This window comes from Streptomyces taklimakanensis (assembly GCF_009709575.1).
Lineage (GTDB): Bacteria > Actinomycetota > Actinomycetes > Streptomycetales > Streptomycetaceae > Streptomyces > Streptomyces taklimakanensis.
In genome coordinates this window covers 4,056,813-4,076,351 of the sequence record NZ_WIXO01000001.1, presented here as the reverse complement: position 1 = coordinate 4,076,351, position 19,539 = coordinate 4,056,813, and the positions used below count along the sequence as shown (strand labels likewise).

19 protein-coding genes are annotated in these 19,539 nt (G+C 72.4%); all 19 read left to right on the top strand.

Going from position 1 to position 19,539, the window contains the following annotated elements:
• Positions 1–33: 33 nt before the first annotated feature.
• The gene (locus F0L17_RS18140; RefSeq protein ID WP_162466365.1) at positions 34–1,812 is read left to right on the top strand and encodes an ATP-binding protein; all 1,779 of its coding nucleotides are present in this window, start codon (positions 34–36) and stop codon (positions 1,810–1,812) included.
• A gap of 4 nt (positions 1,813–1,816) precedes the next feature.
• On the top strand, positions 1,817–2,773 hold the full coding sequence (locus tag F0L17_RS18135; RefSeq protein ID WP_155071895.1) for a questin oxidase family protein: 957 nt from the start codon (positions 1,817–1,819) through the stop codon (positions 2,771–2,773).
• Positions 2,774–2,813: 40 nt separating this feature from the next.
• Entirely contained in the window at positions 2,814–4,283 is a 1,470-nt protein-coding gene (locus tag F0L17_RS18130; protein ID WP_155071894.1) for an FAD-dependent monooxygenase, read from the top strand.
• A 20-nt stretch (positions 4,284–4,303) separates the two neighbouring features.
• A complete protein-coding gene (locus F0L17_RS18125; protein ID WP_155071893.1) occupies positions 4,304–4,630 on the top strand; it encodes a TcmI family type II polyketide cyclase in 327 nt (108 codons plus the stop codon).
• Positions 4,630–5,901 carry a beta-ketoacyl-[acyl-carrier-protein] synthase family protein gene (locus F0L17_RS18120; protein ID WP_155071892.1) on the top strand — a complete coding sequence of 424 codons (1,272 nt, stop codon included), beginning with the start codon at positions 4,630–4,632 and terminating at the stop codon, positions 5,899–5,901. The genes F0L17_RS18125 and F0L17_RS18120 overlap by 1 nt, the downstream gene beginning before the upstream one ends.
• Positions 5,898–7,127 carry a ketosynthase chain-length factor gene (locus F0L17_RS18115; protein WP_155071891.1) on the top strand — a complete coding sequence of 410 codons (1,230 nt, stop codon included), beginning with the start codon at positions 5,898–5,900 and terminating at the stop codon, positions 7,125–7,127. The genes F0L17_RS18120 and F0L17_RS18115 overlap by 4 nt, the downstream gene beginning before the upstream one ends.
• A 100-nt stretch (positions 7,128–7,227) precedes the next feature.
• A complete protein-coding gene (locus F0L17_RS18110) occupies positions 7,228–7,494 on the top strand; it encodes a phosphopantetheine-binding protein (RefSeq protein ID WP_162466364.1) in 267 nt (88 codons plus the stop codon).
• A gap of 95 nt (positions 7,495–7,589) precedes the next feature.
• Positions 7,590–8,375: a 3-oxoacyl-ACP reductase FabG gene (gene fabG, locus F0L17_RS18105; RefSeq protein ID WP_155071890.1), complete on the top strand. Its 786-nt coding sequence runs from the start codon at positions 7,590–7,592 to the stop codon at positions 8,373–8,375.
• Positions 8,376–8,407: 32 nt separating this feature from the next.
• Positions 8,408–9,352, top strand: coding sequence for an aromatase/cyclase (locus F0L17_RS18100; protein WP_155071889.1), 945 nt, complete (start codon positions 8,408–8,410; stop codon positions 9,350–9,352).
• Between the two features lie 4 nt (positions 9,353–9,356).
• Positions 9,357–11,621 (top strand): SDR family oxidoreductase, encoded by a 2,265-nt coding sequence (locus F0L17_RS18095; protein ID WP_162466363.1) that lies wholly within the window; start codon positions 9,357–9,359, stop codon positions 11,619–11,621.
• Positions 11,622–11,714: 93 nt separating this feature from the next.
• Positions 11,715–13,214 carry an MFS transporter gene (locus F0L17_RS18090; protein WP_338018132.1) on the top strand — a complete coding sequence of 500 codons (1,500 nt, stop codon included), beginning with the start codon at positions 11,715–11,717 and terminating at the stop codon, positions 13,212–13,214.
• Between the two features lie 13 nt (positions 13,215–13,227).
• Positions 13,228–13,776: an acyl carrier protein gene (locus tag F0L17_RS18085; protein ID WP_155071888.1), complete on the top strand. Its 549-nt coding sequence runs from the start codon at positions 13,228–13,230 to the stop codon at positions 13,774–13,776.
• Complete coding sequence (locus F0L17_RS18080; protein ID WP_162466362.1) at positions 13,773–14,582, top strand: 4'-phosphopantetheinyl transferase superfamily protein; 810 nt, start codon at positions 13,773–13,775, stop codon at positions 14,580–14,582. The genes F0L17_RS18085 and F0L17_RS18080 overlap by 4 nt, the downstream gene beginning before the upstream one ends.
• 6 nt (positions 14,583–14,588) lie before the next feature.
• Complete coding sequence (locus F0L17_RS18075) at positions 14,589–16,205, top strand: acyl-CoA carboxylase subunit beta (RefSeq protein ID WP_155071887.1); 1,617 nt, start codon at positions 14,589–14,591, stop codon at positions 16,203–16,205.
• Positions 16,202–16,456 (top strand): acyl-CoA carboxylase epsilon subunit, encoded by a 255-nt coding sequence (locus F0L17_RS18070; RefSeq protein ID WP_162466361.1) that lies wholly within the window; start codon positions 16,202–16,204, stop codon positions 16,454–16,456. Before F0L17_RS18075 ends, F0L17_RS18070 begins: the two co-directional genes overlap by 4 nt.
• Positions 16,453–17,001, top strand: coding sequence for a nuclear transport factor 2 family protein (locus F0L17_RS18065; RefSeq protein ID WP_155071886.1), 549 nt, complete (start codon positions 16,453–16,455; stop codon positions 16,999–17,001). The genes F0L17_RS18070 and F0L17_RS18065 overlap by 4 nt, the downstream gene beginning before the upstream one ends.
• A gap of 18 nt (positions 17,002–17,019) precedes the next feature.
• Positions 17,020–17,361: a phosphopantetheine-binding protein gene (locus F0L17_RS18060; RefSeq protein WP_155071885.1), complete on the top strand. Its 342-nt coding sequence runs from the start codon at positions 17,020–17,022 to the stop codon at positions 17,359–17,361.
• Between the two features lie 504 nt (positions 17,362–17,865).
• The gene (locus F0L17_RS18055; protein WP_155071884.1) at positions 17,866–18,324 is read left to right on the top strand and encodes an SH3 domain-containing protein; all 459 of its coding nucleotides are present in this window, start codon (positions 17,866–17,868) and stop codon (positions 18,322–18,324) included.
• 225 nt (positions 18,325–18,549) lie between these two features.
• Positions 18,550–19,485, top strand: coding sequence for a diiron oxygenase (locus F0L17_RS18050; protein WP_162466360.1), 936 nt, complete (start codon positions 18,550–18,552; stop codon positions 19,483–19,485).
• Positions 19,486–19,539: the final 54 nt, after the last annotated feature.

The following is a 19,539-nucleotide window of genomic DNA, read 5'->3' as shown; positions in this document are numbered from 1 at the left end:
ACCCGAACGATCATGGAAGGAAGGCGTTCCGTCGTGCGCAAGGTGCTCATCGCCAATCGCGGTGAAATCGCTGTCCGCGTCGCCCGTGCATGCCGGGACGCCGGAATCGCGAGCGTGGCCGTCTACGCCGACCCCGACCGGGACGCCCTGCACGTCCGGGTCGCCGACGAGGCCTTCGCCCTGGGCGGCGACACCCCCACCGCCAGCTACCTGGACATCACCAAGGTCCTCAAGGCCGCCACCGACTCCGGCGCCGACGCCGTCCACCCCGGCTACGGCTTCCTCTCCGAGAACGCCGACTTCGCCCAGGCCGTCCTCGACGCCGGACTGATCTGGATCGGCCCACCCCCCCAGGCCATCCGCGACCTGGGCGACAAGGTCGCCGCCCGCCACATCGCCCAACGCGCCGGCGCCCCCCTGGTCGCCGGCACCCCCGACCCCGTCTCCGGCGCCGACGAAGTCCTCGCCTTCGCCGAGGAACACGGCCTGCCCATCGCCATCAAGGCCGCCTTCGGCGGCGGCGGCCGCGGCCTGAAAGTCGCCCGCACCCTGGAAGAAGTCCCCGAACTGTACGACTCCGCCGTACGCGAGGCGACGGCCGCCTTCGGCCGCGGCGAATGCTTCGTCGAACGCTACCTGGACCGCCCCCGCCACGTGGAGACCCAGTGCCTGGCCGACCAACACGGCAACGTGGTGGTCGTCTCCACCCGCGACTGCTCCCTGCAGCGCCGCCACCAGAAACTGGTCGAAGAAGCCCCCGCCCCGTTCCTGACCGCCGAACAGAACGCCGAGCTGTACCGCGCCTCCAAGGCCATCCTCAAAGAAGCCGGCTACGTCGGCGCCGGCACCTGCGAATTCCTGATCGGCACCGACGGCACCATCTCCTTCCTGGAGGTCAACACCCGCCTCCAGGTCGAACACCCGGTCACCGAGGAAGTCACCGGCATCGACCTGGTCCGCGAGATGTTCCGCATCGCCGACGGCGAGGAACTGGGCTACGACGACCCGCCCCCGCGCGGCCACTCCTTCGAGTTCCGCATCAACGGCGAGGACCCCGGCCGCGGCTTCCTGCCCGCCCCGGGCACCGTGACGACATTCGACCCCCCCACCGGCCCCGGCGTCCGCCTGGACACCGGAGTGGAATCCGGCTCGGTGATCGGCCCGGCCTGGGACTCCCTGCTGGCCAAACTGATCGTCACCGGCGCCACCCGCCAACAGGCCCTGCAACGCGCCGCCCGCGCCCTGGCCGAGTTCACCGTCGAGGGCATGGCCACCGCCCTCCCCTTCCACCGCGCCGTCGTGACCGACCCCGCCTTCGCCCCCGAGGTCAACGGCCACCCCGACGCCCCCTTCACCGTCCACACCCGCTGGATCGAAACCGAATTCGTCAACACCCTGCCCCCCTTCACCACCCCCGGCACCGGCACCGAGGACGACGAACCCGGCCGCGAGACGGTGGTCGTCGAGGTCGGCGGCAAACGCCTGGAGGTCTCCCTGCCCGCCTCGCTGGGCATGACCCTGGCCCGCACCGCCGCGGCCGGCGGCGCCCGCCCCAAACGACGCGCGGCCAAGAAGTCCGGACCGGCCGCCTCCGGCGACACCCTGACCTCCCCGATGCAGGGCACCATCGTCAAGATCGCCGTCGAGGAAGGCCAACAGGTCACCGAGGGCGACCTGATCGTCGTACTGGAAGCGATGAAGATGGAACAACCCATCAACGCCCACCGCTCCGGCACCGTCAAGGACCTGAACGCCACCGTCGGCACCGGCATCAGCGCCGGCGCCGCCATCTGCGACATCAAGGACCGATGACACGATGGCAGCACTGTCCTACACCGACGCGGTCAACGAGGCGCTCCAGCGGCTGGGGGGCGTGGGCTTCGAGCACGGACCGTCCCTGGTGAACCACGCGCCCATGGCCGCGGAGGCGCTGGCCCGCACGGGGTACGCCGACGTCGTGCCCGCCTGGGTCGACCGGAACCTGCGGACCCGGGAGTACCACGACCGGCCGGAGCGCCGATGGCGGCTGTCCCCGCACGACAGGGCCGACTGGGAGGGGGCGCTGGGCGACTTCGGCAGGGTGGCCGACTGGACCGACATGTTCCGCCGTGAGCTGGACGACGCCCCGTGGACCGAGGTGCTGGCCCGGTGGTGGCCCCGGCTGTTGCCCGGGCTGTCCGGCGCCCTGACGCACGGGGTCATCCGCACCGCCCACGCGGTGCGGGCCCTCACGCTGGTCCGCGGGGACAACCGGCTGCAACTGGACGAGTTGTCCCAGGGCCTGGGGTACTGGTCCGCCCGCTACTCGGCTCTCGCACCGCGAGGCGACACGGCGGCGGGGACCGACGACGGGGCGGAACCGGACGGCGACGCCGTCCGGGCGCTCGACCGTCTGGTGGCCGACGCCTCCGGAGTCTACGCGGGTACCCGGCTGCGCAACCCGATCGGTCCGCTCCACGCGATCACCGCGCCCGCCGCCGTCCGCCTGGTGTGCGAGCACCTGCCGCGGGACCAGCACCGCCCCTCGTACCTGGCGGCGCTGGAGTGCAGCCGCTGGATCCGCTCGTGGAGCGGTCCGGCCGACCCGTCCGAGAACGCGCGGGACGAGCCGCCGTCCGGCCCGGAACTCCTCGCGACCGCCGTCGAACTCGGTGACGAGCACGCCATCAAACTCGCCGAGGTCGCCCTGCGGCACGACGCCCTGGCGCCCGACCCCCGGTACGCGGCGGCCGCCCACACGGCCAACCGGGCGATTCGCCGGTTCCTCCGGTGAAGCGCCCCACGGAACTTCCACGACGACCAAGGGAGAAGCAATGGACGCCGCAGTGATGGTCGTGGGCGCGGGACCGGCGGGCATGATGCTCGCCGGGGAACTGCGCCTGGCAGGAGTGGACGTCATCGTCCTGGAGCGGCTGGCGGCACGGACCGGCGAGTCGCGCGGGCTGGGCTTCACCGCTCGCACCATGGAGGTGTTCGACCAGCGCGGGTTGCTGTCGCGCTTCGGCGACATCGAGACCAGCAACATGGGGCACTTCGGCGGGCTGCCGGTCGACTTCGGGGTGCTCGAGGGAGCGCACCAGGCGGCCAAGACCGTACCGCAGTCGGCCACCGAGACGGTGCTGGAGGAGTGGGCCACCGGCCTGGGAGCGGACATCCGCCGCAGCCACGAGGTGCTGTCCGTCGCCGACAAGGAGGACTCCGTCGAGGTCGAGGTGCGCGGCCCGTCCGGTGTCCACACCCTGCGCGCCGAGTACCTGGTCGGCTGCGACGGCGGCCGCAGCACGGTCCGCAAGGCCGCCGGCTTCGACTTCCCCGGCACGGCCTCGACCATGGAGATGTTCCTGGCCGACGTCACGGGGATCACCCTCGAACCCCGGATGATCGGCGAGACCCTGCCGGGCGGCATGGTCATGGTCGGCCCCCTGCCCGGTGGGGTCACCCGCCTCATCGTCTGCGAGCGCGGCACCCCGCCGCAGCGCCGCGAGACACCGCCGACCTGGCGGGAGGTGGCCGACGCGTGGCAGCGGCTGACCGGCGACGACATATCCCACGCCACGCCGGTGTGGGTCAGCTCGTTCGGTGACGCCACCCGACAGGTCACCGAGTACCGGCGCGGACGGGTGCTCCTGGCGGGCGACGCGGCGCACATCCACCTGCCCGCCGGTGGGCAGGGGATGAACACCAGCATCCAGGACGCGGTCAACCTCGGCTGGAAACTCGGCGCGGTGGTCCGCGGCCGGGCCCCCGAGTCGCTGCTCGACACCTACCACGACGAACGGCACCCGGTCGGCAAGCGGCTGCTGATGAACACCCGCGCCCAGGGCCTGCTCTTCCTCAGCGGGCCCGAGATGCAGCCGCTGCGCGACGTCGTCTCGGAGCTCATCGCGTACGAGGACGTCAGCCGCCACTTCGCGGCCATGGTCAGCGGGTTGGAGATCCGTTACGACCTCGACGGCGGCAGCCATCCGTTGCTCGGACGGCGCATGCCGCACCTGGCGCTGTCCGGTCACCGACTGGTCTCCGACAGCACCCGGGCCCTGCACGCCGCCCGCGGTGTGCTGTTCGACCTGGCGGACAACGCGGAGCTGCGCCGCAGGGCCGCCCCCTGGCAGGACCGGGTGGACGTGATCACCGCCGCTCCCAGCGGCCCGACCGACGCAAGCCCGTTCCGGGGCACCTCGGCGGTCCTGACGCGCCCCGACGGACACGTCGCCTGGGCCGCGCCGGGCAGCCACGGGGACCTGCCCATGGCCCTGGAGCGCTGGTTCGGTCCCGCCAGATGACCCGAAGGAGAGAGAAGGCCATGCACAGCACCTTGATCGTTGCCCGGATGGAACCCCACGCGCACGGCGACGTGGCCCGGTTGTTCGCGGAGTTCGACCGGACCGACATGCCCCGTCTGATGGGCACGCGCCGCCGTCAGCTGTTCATGTACCGGGGGCTCTACTTCCACCTGCAGGACTTCGACGACGACAACGGCGGCGAGCACATCGAGGCGGCCAGGACGGAGCCGCGGTTCACGCGGATCAGCGAGGACCTGAAGCCCTTCATCGGCGCCTACGACCCGGCCACCTGGCGTTCGCCCGCGGACGCGATGGCCACGCGCTTCTACAACTGGGAGGAGCGGTGATGGCCGCTCGGAGGGTGGTCGTCACGGGGGTGGGCGTCACGGCTCCCGGCGGCATCGGCGCCAAGGGGTTCTGGGACCTGCTGAGCACGGGCAGGACCGCCACCCGGGGAATCACCTTCTTCGACCCCTCCGCCTTCCGCTCCCGGGTCGCGGCGGAGATCGACTTCGACCCCGAGGCGCACGGTCTGAGCCCCCAGGAGATCCGCCGGATGGACCGTGCCGCCCAGCTGGCCGTCGTCTCGGCGCGCGAGGCGGTGGCCGACAGCGGCCTGGAGCCGGGCGAGCTGGACCCGTACCGGGTGGGCGTCACCATCGGCAGCGCGGTCGGCGCGACGATGGGCCTCGACCAGGAGTACCGCGTCGTCAGCGACGGCGGCCGGCACGAACTGGTGGACCACACGTACGCGGTGCCCCACCTGTACGACTTCCTGGTTCCCAGCTCGTTCGCGGCCGAGGTCGCGTGGGCGGTGGGCGCCGAGGGGCCGTCCACGGTGGTGTCGACCGGTTGCACCTCCGGGCTGGACTCGGTCGGCCACGCGGTGGAGCTGATCCGCGAGGGTTCCGCGGACGTCATGGTGGCGGGCGCGTCCGACGCCCCGATCTCGCCGATCACCCTGGCGTGCTTCGACGCGATCAAGGCGACCACGCCGAGGAACGACGACCCCGAGCACGCCTCGCGTCCGTTCGACGGCACGCGCAACGGGTTCGTGCTCGGCGAGGGATCGGCCGTGTTCGTGCTGGAGGAGCTGGAGGCGGCCAGACGGCGCGGCGCCCACGTCTACGCGGAGATCGCGGGCTACGCCTCGCGTTGCAACGCCTTCCACATGACCGGACTGCGGCCGGACGGCCTGGAGATGGCCGAGGCCATCACCGTCGCGCTGGACGAAGCCCGGCTCAACCCCGAGGACATCGACTACATCAACGCGCACGGCTCCGGCACCAAGCAGAACGACCGGCACGAGACCGCCGCGTTCAAGAAGAGCCTGGGCGACCACGCCTACCGCACCCCGGTGAGCTCCATCAAGTCGATGGTGGGGCACTCACTCGGCGCCATCGGCTCGATCGAGATCGCCGCGTCCGTGCTGGCCATGGAGCACGGCGTGGTGCCACCCACCGCGAACCTGCACACTCCCGACCCGGAGTGCGACCTCGACTACGTGCCGCTCACCGCCCGCCAGTGGACGACCGACGCGGTGCTGTCGGTCGGCAGCGGATTCGGCGGCTTCCAGAGCGCGATGGTGCTGGCCCGCCCGGACAGGAGGTCCGCATGACCGCGGCATCCCCCAGGACCGTCGTGACCGGCCTGGGCATCACGGCTCCCAACGGGTTGGGCACCCGGGACTACTGGGCCGCGACCCGTGTGGGCAAGAGCGGCATCGGTCGCGTCACCCGCTTCGACCCCTCCCGCTACCCCTCCCGACTGGCCGGCGAGGTGCCGGGCTTCGTCGCGGAGGACCACCTGCCCAGCCGTCTCATCACCCAGACCGACCACATGACCCGGCTCGCCCTGGTCGCCGCCGACTGGGCGTTGGAGGACGCCGGCATCCGTCCCGAGGAGCTGCCCGAGTACGACATGGGCGTCGTCACCGCCAGCTCCTCCGGCGGCTTCGAGTTCGGCCAGCGCGAGCTGCAGAAGCTGTGGAGCCAGGGCAGCCAGTTCGTCAGCGCGTACCAGTCCTTCGCCTGGTTCTACGCGGTCAACTCCGGTCAGATCTCGATCCGCAACGGCATGAAGGGCCCCAGCGGCGTCCTCGTCAGCGACCAGGCGGGCGGCCTGGACGCCCTGGCGCACGCGCGCCGGCAGATCCGCCGCGGCACCCGGCTCATCGTCTCGGGCGGCATCGACGCCTCCATCTGCCCCTGGGGCTGGGTCGCGCAGCAGGCCGGCAAGCGGCTGAGCACCAGCGACAATCCGGAGCGGGCCTTCCTGCCGTTCGACCCGGCGGCCTGCGGCCACGTCCCGGGAGAGGGCGGCGCGATCCTCGTCCTGGAGGACGCCGAGGCGGCCGCCCGGCGCGGTGCGCGGGTCTACGGGGAGATCGCCGGATACGGCGCCACCTTCGACCCCCGGCCCGGCAGCGGTCGCGAGCCGGGCCTGCGCAGGGCCGTCGAGGCGGCCCTGGCGAACGCGGGAGCCCGCCCCGACGACATCGACGTCGTCTTCGCGGACGCGGCGGCCGTCCCCGAACTGGACCGTGTCGAGGCCGACGCGATCACCGGGGTGTTCGGCCCGTACGGCGTGCCCGTCACCGCGCCCAAGACGATGACCGGACGGCTCTACTCCGGCGCCGCCCCGCTGGACGTGGCGACCGCCCTGCTCGCCATCGACGACGAGCTGATCCCGCCGACCGTCAACACCGATCCCGCCCCCGCCTACTCCATCGACCTGGTGACCGGACAGGCGCGTCCCGCGAAGGTGCGCACCGCCCTGGTCCTGGCCCGAGGCCACGCCGGTTTCAACTCCGCCGTCGTCGTCCGGGCACCGAAGACGCCGTAGCCCCGTACGACCCCCTCGACGACGCCCGCCGCCGGTCTCCCCCACACCGACCGGCGGCGGGCGTTTCCCTGCCCAACCGGACACGAGAGAAAGGACGAAGGTGGCCACAGAGCGATTCACCCTGGAGGAGTTGAAGCGGATCCTGCGCGAGGGCGCGGGCACCGACGAGAACGTCGACCTCGACGGCGACATCCTCGACACCGACTTCGAGGAACTCGGCTACGAGTCCCTGGCGCTGCTGGAGACCTGCGGCCGGATCGAGCGGGAGTACGACATCTCGCTCGACGACTCGGCGGTGAGCGACGCCCGTACCCCCCGCGCCCTGGTCGACCTGGTCAACGGGCACCTGGCGCCGGCCGCGGCCTGATCCCGCGGACCCGGCTCACCGGGGGTGCGGCGGCCGAGGCCGCCGCACCCCCGTCCCACGGCGGCATCGCCACCGATCTTTCAGGAGGACACGTCATGTCGGACAGCGACAAGCGAGTCGCCCTCGTCTCCGGGGCGACCAGCGGAATCGGCCTCGCGGTCACCCGGCTGCTCGCCGACCGGGGGCACCGGGTGTTCATCGGTGCCCGCAGCGCGGAGAACGTCGCCGCGACCGTCAAGGAACTCCAGGACGAGGGTCTGGAGGTCGACGGCACCACCCTCGACGTGCGCTCGGTCGACTCGATCGAGACCTTCGTACGGGCCGCCGTCGACCGGTTCGGCACGGTCGACGTCCTGGTCAACAACGCGGGACGCAGCGGCGGCGGGGTCACCGCCGACATCGCCGACGACCTGTGGAACGACGTCGTCGAGACCAACCTCAACAGCGTCTTCCGGATGACCCGCGAGGTGCTCAACACCGGCGGCATGCGCGCCAAGGACCGCGGCCGGATCGTCAACATCGCCTCGACCGCGGGCAAGCAGGGCGTGGTGCTCGGCGCTCCGTACTCCGCCTCCAAGCACGGGGTCGTCGGCTTCACCAAGGCGCTGGGCAACGAGCTGGCCCCGACCGGCATCACGGTCAACGCGGTCTGCCCGGGCTACGTGGAGACGCCGATGGCGCAGCGGGTCCGCCAGGGGTACGCCGCCGCCTACGACACCTCCGAGGAGGCGATCCTGGAGAAGTTCACGGCGAAGATCCCGCTCGGCCGCTACTCCACGCCCGAGGAGGTCGCCGGTCTGGTCGGCTACCTCGTCTCGGACACCGCCGCCTCCATCACCGCACAGGCGCTCAACGTCTGCGGCGGGCTCGGCAACTTCTGAACCGTTCGAACCGAAACCTAGGAGTCACGGGCATGTCTCAGACCGTCCTGCGCGAGGTCGAGCACGACATCACGGTCTCGGCGCCGGCCGCCGACGTCTACCGGCTGATAGCCGAGGTGGAGAACTGGCCCCGGATCTTTCCGCCGACCATCTACGTCGACACGGTGGAGAGCGGCGACGACGAGGAGCTGATCCGGATCTGGGCCACCGCCAACGGCGAGCCCAAGAACTGGGTCTCGCGCCGCAGGCTCGACCCGAAGGCCCTGCGCATCGACTTCCGGCAGGAGGTCTCCACACCGCCGGTGGCCGCCATGGGAGGGGCCTGGATCATCGAGCCGGTCTCCCCGACCGAGTCCAGGATCCGCCTGCTGCACGACTACCGGGCCGTCGACGACGACCCGGAGAGCCTGGCGTGGATCGACCGGGCCGTCGACCGCAACTCCCGCTCCGAGCTCGCCGCGTTGAAGGAGAACGTCGAACTCGCCACCGCCTCCGAGGAGTTGACCTTCTCCTTCGAGGACACGGTCGAGATCGACGGGTCCGCCAAGGACGTCTTCGACTTCGTCAACGAGGCGAACCTCTGGGCGGAGCGGCTGCCCCACGTGGCCACCGTCCGGCTGGAGGAGGAGGCTCCCGGCCTGCAGACCCTGGAGATGGACACCCGGGCCCCGAACGGCTCCGTCCACACCACCAAGTCGTACCGCGTGTGCCTGCCCCACCACCGGATCGCCTACAAGCAGACCACGCTCCCCGCCCTGATGAGCCTGCACACCGGCCGCTGGACCTTCCGGGAGACCGAGACCGGCGTTCTCGCCTCCTCCCAGCACACCGTGGTCATCAGGGCCGAGAACATCACCCGGTTCTTCGGTGAGGACGGCACGGTGGAACAGGCCAGGGAGCACGTCCGCAACGCGCTGAGCACCAACAGCCTGGCCACCCTGGGCCACTCCAAGACCTACGCCGAATCCCGGCGCTGACCCCGTGGACGCCCACGTCATCGTGGTCGGCGCCGGCCCGGTCGGGCTCATGCTCGCCGGCGAGCTGCGGCTCGGCGGCGCCGACGTGATCGTCCTGGAGCGGCGCGCCGTCCCCACCACGGAGTCCCGGGCGTCGACGCTGCACGCCCGCACCATGGAGATCCTGGACCAGCGGGGACTGCTCGACGCGCTGGGGACGCCGCCGAACGAGGTCAGGGGCCACTTCGGCGGCGTCCCGCTGGACCTGCGGCTCGGCGGACCGTACCCGGGCCAGTGGAAGGTCCCGCAGGTGCGCACCGAGGAGCTGCTGGGCGCTTGGGCCCTGGAGCTGGGGGCCGACGTCCGGCGCCGCCACGAGGTGCGGGCCCTGATCCGCCACCCCGACCACGTGGAGGTCGAGGCCCTCGGTCCCGCGGGACCGGTGGCGCTGCGGGCCCGCTACGTCGTCGGCTGCGACGGCGAGGACAGCACCGTGCGCCGCCTGGCCGGCTTCGACTTCCCCGGCACCTCGGCGCGGCGCGAACTGATCCGGGCCGACGTCGACGGCATCGACGTCCCCGACCGGCGCTTCCAGCGGCTGGAGCGGGGACTGGCCATCGCCGCGCGCCGAGGCGACGGCGTGACCCGGGTGATGGTGCACGAGTTCGGCCGCGCCGCGCGGCCGCGCGCCGAGGAACCCTCCTTCGCGGAGCTGACCGAGGTGTGGCGGCGCGTCACCGGCGAGGACATCGGCGCGGGGACTCCGCTGTGGATCAACTCCTTCGGCGACGCCTCCCGCCAGGCGTCGCGGTACCGCGACGGCCGGGTGCTGTTGGCCGGGGACGCCGCCCACCAGCAGATGCCCATCGGCGGCCAGGCCCTCAACCTCGGCCTGCAGGACGCCGTCAACCTCGGTTGGAAACTGGCCCTTCGGGTCCGCGGGACCGCCCCGGAGGAGCTGCTCGACACCTACCACGACGAACGCCACCCGGTCGGCGAACGGGTCCTGTCCACCATCCGGGCACAGGCCCTCCTGCTGCTCGGCAGCCCCGAGGTGGAATCGCTGCGCGCGGTGTTCGGCGAGCTGATCCCGTACGAGGACGTGCGCCGACACCTGGCCGGGGTGGTGAGCGGCCTGGACATCCGCTACGGCGCCGGGGACGGGCATCCCCTGACGGGAACCCGTCTGCCTCACGTCGAACTGGCGGGCCCGCACGGCCCCCTGAGCACCCCGACGCTGCTGCGCGCGGCCCGCGGTGTCCTGCTGGTGCTCACCGACGACCCCGCCCTGCGCACGGAGACGCTCGCGGTGGCCCGGCCCTGGGCGCACGCGGTGGACGCCACCGTGGCCGCGGCCGTGGCGGACGGACCGCTCGCGGGCTCGCACGCCGTTCTCGTACGCCCCGACGGCCACGTCGCCTGGGTCGGGTCCGAAACCACCGCGCCGACGGCCGGTCTCACCGAAGCCCTCCGCCGCTGGTTCGGGTCCCGGGCGGCGCACGACATCAACAGGATCAGGAGAGAGAGCATGGGAAACCTGACCGGCAAGACGGCCCTCGTCACGGGTTCCAGCCGGGGCATAGGCCGGGCGACGGCCATGCGCCTGGCCCGCGAGGGAGCGCTCGTCGCCGTGCACTACGCGACCGGCGAGGAGGCGGCGGCCGAGGTCGTGGCCACCATCGAGAAGGACGGCGGCCGGGCCTTCGCCGTCCGGGCCGAGCTGGGCGTGCCCGGCGACGTGCACCAGCTCTTCCTCGGCCTGGAGGAGGGGCTGAAGGAGCGGACCGGCACGACCCGGTTGGACATCCTGGTGAACAACGCCGGCGTGATGGGCGGGGTCAAGCCCGAGGACACCACGCCGGAGCAGTTCGACCGGCTCTTCGCGGTCAACGCCAAGGCGCCGTTCTTCATCATCCAGCGCGCCCTGCCGAACATGCCCAGCGGCGGCCGCATCGTCAACATCTCCTCCGGACTCACGAAGTTCGCCAACCCGGACGAGATCGCCTACGCGATGACCAAGGGCGCCGTGGAGATGCTCGCGCTGCACTACGCCAAGCACCTGGGCCCGCGGAACATCACGATCAACAGCGTGGCGCCGGGCATCACCCGCAACGGGAACCCGCTGTTCGACATCCCCGAGGCGGTGGAGCAGATGGCGGCGCTGTCGACCTTCAACCGGGTCGGCGACCCCCAGGACGTCGCCGACGTGGTGGCCTTCCTCGCCTCCGACGACGCGCGCTGGATCACCGGCTCCTTCGTCGACGCCAGCGGGGGCACGCTGCTCGGCTGAGCGCCCCGACCGCGCGGGACACCGGACCCGCGCCCCACCGCAGGTCCGGGCCGTCCCTCCCCTTACCGCGAACCGAGATCCTGGAGCAGGACCGTGAAGAGTACGACTTCCCGGCCGGCCGTCTCCCCCGTGCCCGCCGAACGTTGGAACCTCCGTCTGTGGATCCTGTTGTCGGTCCTCGCCGGCAACATGCTCATCGACGCGCTCGAGGTCTCCGTGGTGCTCGTGGCGCTGCCCTCGATCGGCGCCGACCTGGGCCTGCCCGTCACCACGCTGCAGTGGGCGGTGAGCGGCTTCGCCGCCGGCTTCGGCGGCCTGCTGCTGTTCGGCTCCCGGGTCGTGGCCCTGCTCGGCCGCCGCCGGGTGTACCTGGCCGCGCTGCTCGTCTTCGCCGCCGCCTCCGTGGTGAGCGGGCTGACGTCGGATCCCGGAGTGCTCGTCGCCACCCGCTTCGTCAAGGGCTTCTGCGCCGCGCTCACCGCCCCGACGGGCCTGGCCATCATCACCACCACCTTCCCCGAGGGGCGGGCCCGCGACCGGGCCCTCTCCGTCTACACCCTCTTCGGCGCCGGCGGATTCACCGCGGGACTGCTGCTCTCGGGCCTGTTGACCCAGGTGAGCTGGCGGCTCACCCTGCTGTTCCCCGCTCCGGTGGTGCTGGTGTTGTTCCTCCTCGGGTTCCGGTCGATCCCCCGGTCCGCCGGGGAGGCCGTTCGGGCCCGCCACTACGACGCGGCCGGCGCGGTCGCCTTCGCCGGCGCCGTGCTGGCGCTGGTGCAGGGGATCGTGTCCGTACCGGTCCACGGATGGGCCGACGTCCGCAGCACGGGCCTCCTCTGCCTCGGGACGGTGCTGTTGGCCGTCTTCGGGGCCGTCGAACGCGCCGCGCCGGAACCGCTGATCCGCTTTTCGGTCCTCGCCAACGGCGCGATGGTCCGTTCGGCGGTCGGCGCCGCCTGCCTCAACGGCTCGTACCTGGGCCTGCTGTTCGTCACGACCTTCCAACTGCAGGCCCTGCAGGGGTGGGACCCGCTGCGGACGGCGCTGGCCTTCGTCCCGGCCGCCGCTCCGCTGGCGGTGACCGCCCTGCTGTCCGGGAAGCTCGTCAACCGCTTCGGCACCGCCCCCCTGATCGCCGTCGGCGCTCTGCTGCCCTTCCTCGGCTACCTGCTGCGGCTGCCGCACTTCCCCGGGTACGCGCTCGGGTTGCTGCCCACCATGCTGTTGGTCGGCGCGGGTTTCGTGCTCTCGTTCACCGCGCTGAACGCACAGGCCACTTCGGAACTCCCGCCGGCCGAGCGGGGGGCGGGCAGCGGCCTGTACCAGACGGCCGTCCAGACCGGCGCCATGGTGGTGACGGCCCTGGTCGCCGCCCTGCTCGCGGCGGGACTGGACCCGCGGGCCACCGCGGCCGAGGCCGCGGCGGCCTCCCGGTCGGCGCTGTGGCTCGTCGTCTCGGTGGGCGCGCTGGGCCTGCTCGTCGGACTCGCCGGTGCGCGTCCCCGCCACCGGCGCCCGGCGGTCCGGTCCGGACGGCGCGACCGGTCACCGGCCGCGCCCCGCGCCACCCCTCCCGCCTCCAGGAACCCATGACCGAGGAAGAGCCATGCGTGTGGACCGGACATCGACCGACTGGTACTTCGACGACTCCCGCGGTGTCGGCGGCCTCGCCCGCCCGGACGGTCTCGACACCCTCGACGGGATCATCGGACTCGACGTTCCGGATGCCCTCGACGACCTGGGCGGCCTCGACGACCCGGACGACCCGGACGATGCCGGCGACGACGGCCCCGTCGCGGAGGTCGATCCCCCCGACCTCGACGTGTTGGCCGGCTGCGGGCCGCGCGAGCGCGCCCGCGTCATCGACCGGTACGTGCGCGGGGAGCTCGCGCGGGTGCTGCGGGTGCCCCCCGACTCCATCGACACCACCGGACGCCCGATGAACAGCCTGGGCGTGGGCTCGGTCAACGGCCTGGAGCTGCAGCGCCGGATGGAGTCGGCGCTGCGGGTGTCGGTGAACCTGCAGCGCCTGCTGCGGGCCAACAGCGCCGCCGAGCTGGTCGACTGCCTGGCCGGGCAGCTCGGCCCGGAGGACGACCCCCACAGGTCCCACGCGAGCGGCCCCGTGGGGACCGGCCCGACGGGGCCGGCGTGACGGCCGGCCCGCCGGCCCCCGGCGCGTCCGGTGGACGGCCGCTGCCGGCGGCCGGCCGGCTGGACGTGTGGCTGATCCGGCGTCCGAGCCTCGACATCGCCTGGGACGTCCTCGATCCGTCCGATCTGAGCGACGCGGAGAGGAAACGCGCCGCGTCGTTCGTCCGACCGCGGGACGCGGTCACCTACCTGTCGGCGCACATCGCCCTGCGGCGGTTGCTCGGCGCGTACCTCCGTGTTCCCCCGCGGGAGGTGGCCTTCGTGAGGGAGCCCTGTCCGGGCTGCGCCGAGCCGCACGGTCGCCCCGCGGTCGCCTTCCCGTCGCCTCCCCTGCACTTCTCCCTCGCCCACAGCCACGGCATGGCGGCGGTGGCGGTGTCGACCGCGGTGGTGGGCGTCGACGTGGAGCGGTTGCCGCGGGACGAGACGGTCGAGGTGTGCACCCCGGCCCTGCACCCCGGCGAGCGGGCGGAGTTGGAGAGCGCCCCGCCCGAGGGGAGACGGGAGCTCTTCGGGCGGATATGGACCCGCAAGGAGGCCTATCTCAAGGCCCTGGGCACCGGGCTGAGCCGCGACCCGGCCCTCGACTACCTCGGAACCGATCCGGGGCGCAGGCCGCCGGGTTGGACCGTGCTCGACGTCCCCTGCGGCCCCCGGCACAACGCCGCCGTCGTGGTCCGGGGGGACTCCCCCGTCCGCCCCGTGGTCCGCCGGCTGCCCGAGGAGTTCCTCCGCGCCCGCGGCGCCACCGGCTCCGCCCCCTCACCGACGGCACGAACCTCTCACTGTTCTAGTTCGGGAGCGTGACCTTCCATGGCAACGGACGAAAAGACCGACAAGGGTGCCGACCGGGACCGCCTCGGCCCACCGCAACCGCACTGGACCCTGCGGGAACGCGTGGAGGAACTGCGTCTGGTCAAGGACGAGGCACGGCAGGGGCCGAGTCCGGCCGCCACCGAGGCGCAGCACGCGAAGGGGAAGCTGACCGCGCGTGAGCGGATCGAGTTGTTGGTGGATGCCGGGTCGTTCCACGAGGTGGAGCCGTTGCGGCGGCACCGGGCCACCGGGTTCGGTCTGGAGGGCCGGCGGCCGTACACCGACGGGGTGGTCACCGGTTGGGGGACGGTGGAGGGGCGGACGGTGTTCGTCTACGCCCATGATTTCCGGATCTTCGGTGGGGCGTTGGGGGAGGCGCACGCGGCGAAGATCCACAAGATCATGGACATGGCCATCGCGGCCGGTGCGCCGTTGGTCTCGCTCAACGACGGGGCCGGGGCCCGCATCCAGGAGGGTGTGGTGGCGCTGGCCGGGTACGGCGGGATCTTCCAGCGCAACACCCGGGCGTCGGGGGTGATTCCGCAGATCTCGGTGATGTTGGGGCCGTGTGCGGGTGGGGCGGCCTACTCGCCGGCGTTGACGGATTTCGTGTTCATGGTGCGTGACACCTCGCAGATGTTCATCACCGGTCCGGACGTGGTGCAGGCCGTCACCGGGGCGCGGGTGTCGCAGAACGGGTTGGGCGGTGCCGATGTGCACGCGGCCACCTCCGGGGTGGCGCACTTCGCCTACGACGACGAGGAGACCTGTCTGGCCGAGGTGCGCTACCTGCTGTCGCTGCTGCCGTCCAACAACCGGGAGCTGCCGCCCACCGCGAGAGGGTCGGACCCCGCCGACCGTCCCTCCGACACGCTGGTCGACCTCGTCCCGGACGACCCCGGTCGGGTCTACGACATGCGGGCGGTGATCGAGGAGATCGTCGACGACGGCGAGTACCTCGAGGTGCACGAGCGGTGGGCGAACAACATCGTGTGCGCGCTGGCCCGGCTGGACGGGGAGGTGGTGGGCATCGTGGCCAACCAACCCATGTCCCGGGCGGGCGTGCTGGACATCGAGGCGAGCGAGAAGGCCGCGCGGTTCGTGCAGATGTGCGACGCGTTCAACATCCCGATCGTCACCCTGGTCGACGTGCCCGGGTTCCTGCCGGGGGTGGACCAGGAGCACGGCGGGATCATCCGGCACGGCGCCAAGCTGTTGTACGCGTACTGCAACGCCACGGTGCCGCGGGTGTCGGTGGTGCTGCGCAAGGCGTACGGGGGCGCGTACATCGTGATGGACTCCCAGTCCATCGGTGCGGATCTGACCTATGCCTGGCCGACCAACGAGATCGCGGTGATGGGCGCCGAGGGCGCCGCCAACGTGATCTTCCGGCGGGAGATCGCCGCCTCCGACGACCCCGAGGCCGTCCGGCAGCAGCGGATCAAGGAGTACAAGTCCGAGCTGATGCACCCCTACTACGGCGCCGAGCGGGGCCTGGTGGACGACGTGATCGATCCCGCCGACACCCGGCGGGTCCTGACCCGCTCGCTGGTCATGCTGCGCGGCAAGCACGCCGACCTGCCCGCCCGCAAGCACGGAAACCCGCCGCAGTGAGGGGGGCGACGGACCCGGCGCCGCTCGTCCGGGTCGAGAGGGGTCGGGCCGACGCGGCGGAGTTGGCCGCGCTCACCGCGGTCCTGCTGGCCCGCGCGGCCGCCCGCGCCCGACCGGACGCGGCGCCGAGGCACCGCCGCGCCACCGCCGGCTGGCGCCGCCCCGAACGGATCCCCGGCCACCCCGACCCGCGCGGCTGGCGCACCGGCGCCCCGGCCGTCCGAACAGACACGGAGGACAGCACCGGATGACCGTGACGGACGACGAACCGACCGACCTGCGCGAGGCGCTGCGCGTACTGGCCGACCGCGCCGAGATCAACGACCTCATCGACCGCTACGTCATCGCCCTCGACACCCAGGACGACTACGGGTTCGACGACGCCTGGCCCCGGGCCGTCTTCACCGAGGACGCCCGGGTGGAGTTCCCCGTCGGCACCTTCACCGGGCTGGAGGGGCTGGCGCGCTTCCACTACGAGGCCAAGGCCAAGTTCGACCGCACGCACCACCTCAGCGCGAACCACAGCATCGGCCTGCACGGCGACGTCGCGATCCTGCGGGTGCACCTGATCGCCTCCCACGTGCACCGGGCGGACGGCCCGGATCCCGGTGGCCGCTTCGACATCGGCGGCTACTGCGACGGCGAGGCCGTGCGCACCGCGGAGGGGTGGCGGCTGCGGTTCTGGAAGTTCCACCTGATGTGGTCCGCCGGGGACGGGCCCGCCCGGGGGCCCGAGCCCTGGCGGCTGAGGACGGCCCAGCCCCGGCCCCGCGCGGAACACCAACGCCACGTCTGACGAAGGAGAGTGAGAGCCGTGCCGAAGACATCACCGCCGGTCGGACGGGAGGAGCTTCCCCCCGCGCCCGTGGCGACCGCCGCGAGCACGGACGCGCGGGCCCTGTCCCTGGAGGAGTACCTCTGCCGGATGCTCCGGCACTGGATCGACGTGCCGCCGGCCCACCGCATCGACCGGCGGCGGCCGCTGTACAGCCAGGGGGTCGACTCGATCACGGCCCTCGCCTTCCAGCGCAGGCTGGAGAGCGCCCTGCGGCTCTCCCTGCGGACCACCCGTCCGCTGCGGGACAGCTCGGTCACCGAGATCGCCGCCCTGCTCGCCGAACAGCTCGGGGAGGCGCGGCGCGGGCCCCTCGGGTGACCCCACCGCACCCCGGTCGAGCCGTGGGGCGGCGATGGCGACACGGGACGCGCACGGCCGCGGGGTCCTGGCCACGGGGGGGCTCGGGCTTCGTCGGTGCCCGGGGCACGGAACCGCTCCCGACGGTCCGGTCCGGACCGGTGGGACCGTGGCGGGATTCGGCCGGTCCGGCGATCCGACGCCCGTCCCGGCGACCACGGCTCCGACGCGTCGCGGCCGTGGCGTCCGGGGTACGGGCAGGCCGCCGGCCTGGGAGGACGGGCGAGAGGTTCACCCGGGTGGGGGCGGGGAGCGGGAGGCGGCCCCGGGACGCGGGCGGCTCTCTGAGCTGGGGTTTGACCATTCCTGTCACTCAGTGTGACAAATTGCGGACACATATGCGCCGATTTAACGTGAATTGCGCGTGGCAGTGATCGGCTCGCTACGAGCCGTGACGCAGTCCATGTGTCCCTTCCCCGGGCCCGGCCCCCGCCGGGTTCAACCCTCCCAGGAGGTTTCTTCACAATGGTCAAGTCCAAGCTCAGCAGGCTCGCCCTGGTCGCCGCCGGTGGCGCCGTCGCACTCGCCACCGCCGCCGGGCCGGCCATCGCCGAGCCCCCGGCCCCCGTCGCCGACCTCGGCAAGAGCATCGAGGAGGCCCCGCGCGCCGAGGCCGAGATGCGCAACCCGGAGATGGCCCCCGCCGAGGCCGAGTCCCAGGCGACGGCCGTCAGCGACTACTACAAGGGCCGCGTCATCGCCCGCTCCGGCCTGAACATCCGCAGCAAGCCGAACACCCACAGCAAGGTCCTGGGCACCCTGCCCCACGGCAAGGTCATCAAGATCGAGTGCAAGGTGAACAGCCAGAACGTCGACGGCAACCCGCGCTGGTACAAGCTGGCCCACCACGACGGCTGGGTCGCCGCGCGCTACGTCGCCAACATCGGTGCGGCGCCGCACTTCTGCCACCGGCACGGTCGCTGACACCACCCCACAGCGTCCCGCCCCCGGTGCCGTCCACGGCACCGGGGGCGGGGCGCGTTCACCCGGCGCCCACCGGGAGCCGGGCGGGCAGCCACCGCACGCCCCCCCGGCGCATGTCGCACAGGAGGGGGCGCACAGGGGATTGACGGGCTTGCTGACGAGTAGTCTCATAAGGGGCGACGCTGGTGTGACCGCCAGTAACCCCGAGAGTGAGGTGGCCTCGCCGTGACGACCGCTCCCCATGCCGACACCGAACCGCTCCGCGACGCCCTCGGACTCCTCAAGGACCGCGAGCAGGTGGCCGAACGCCTGTTGGAGTCCTCGGCCAGGCACTCCTTCGACCCGGACCGGGAGTTGGACTGGGAGGCGCCCTTCGAGGAGGGCAAATGGTTCTGGCCGCCCGAGCTGGTCTCCCTCTACGACACCCCGCTGTGGCGCAGGATGTCGCAGGAGCAGCGGATGGACCTGGCCCGCCACGAGGCCGCCTCGCTCGCCTCGATCGGCGTCTGGTTCGAGATCATCCTCATGCAGCTCCTGGTGCGGCACATCTACGACAAGCCCATGGCCAGCTCGCACGTGCGCTACGCCCTCACCGAGATCGAGGACGAGTGCCGTCACTCCAAGATGTTCACCCGCTTCATCGCCAAGGCGGGCGTGCGGCCGTACCCGGTCTCGCGGCTGCACCACAACCTGGCACGGGTGCTCAAGACGGTCTCCACCACGCCCGGTTCGTTCACCGCGACACTGCTGGGCGAGGAGATCCTGGACTGGATGCAGCGGCTGACCTTCCCGGACGAGCGGATCCAGCCGTTGGTGCGCGGCATCACCCGCATCCACGTCGTGGAGGAGGCGCGGCACGTGCGGTACGCGCGCGAGGAGCTGCGCCGCCAGATGGTGAGCTGCCCGCGCTGGGAGGCGGAGCTGACCCGCATCAGCTCCGGGGAGGCGGCCCGGGTGATGTCCATATCGTTCGTCAACCCGCAGGTCTACACCGACGTCGGACTCGACCGCCGCGAGGCGCTCGCCCAGGTCAGGGCCAGTGCCCACCGCCGCGAGGTGATGCAGACCGGAGCGAAGCGGCTGACGGACTTCCTGGACGAGATCGGGGTGTTGCGCGGGGTCGGCCGCAGGCTGTGGAAGAGCTCCGGGCTGCTGGCCTGAGGTCGCGCGGCGCGGCGGTACCGGGGACGGGGGACGCGGGCGGCGGCTAGGCTG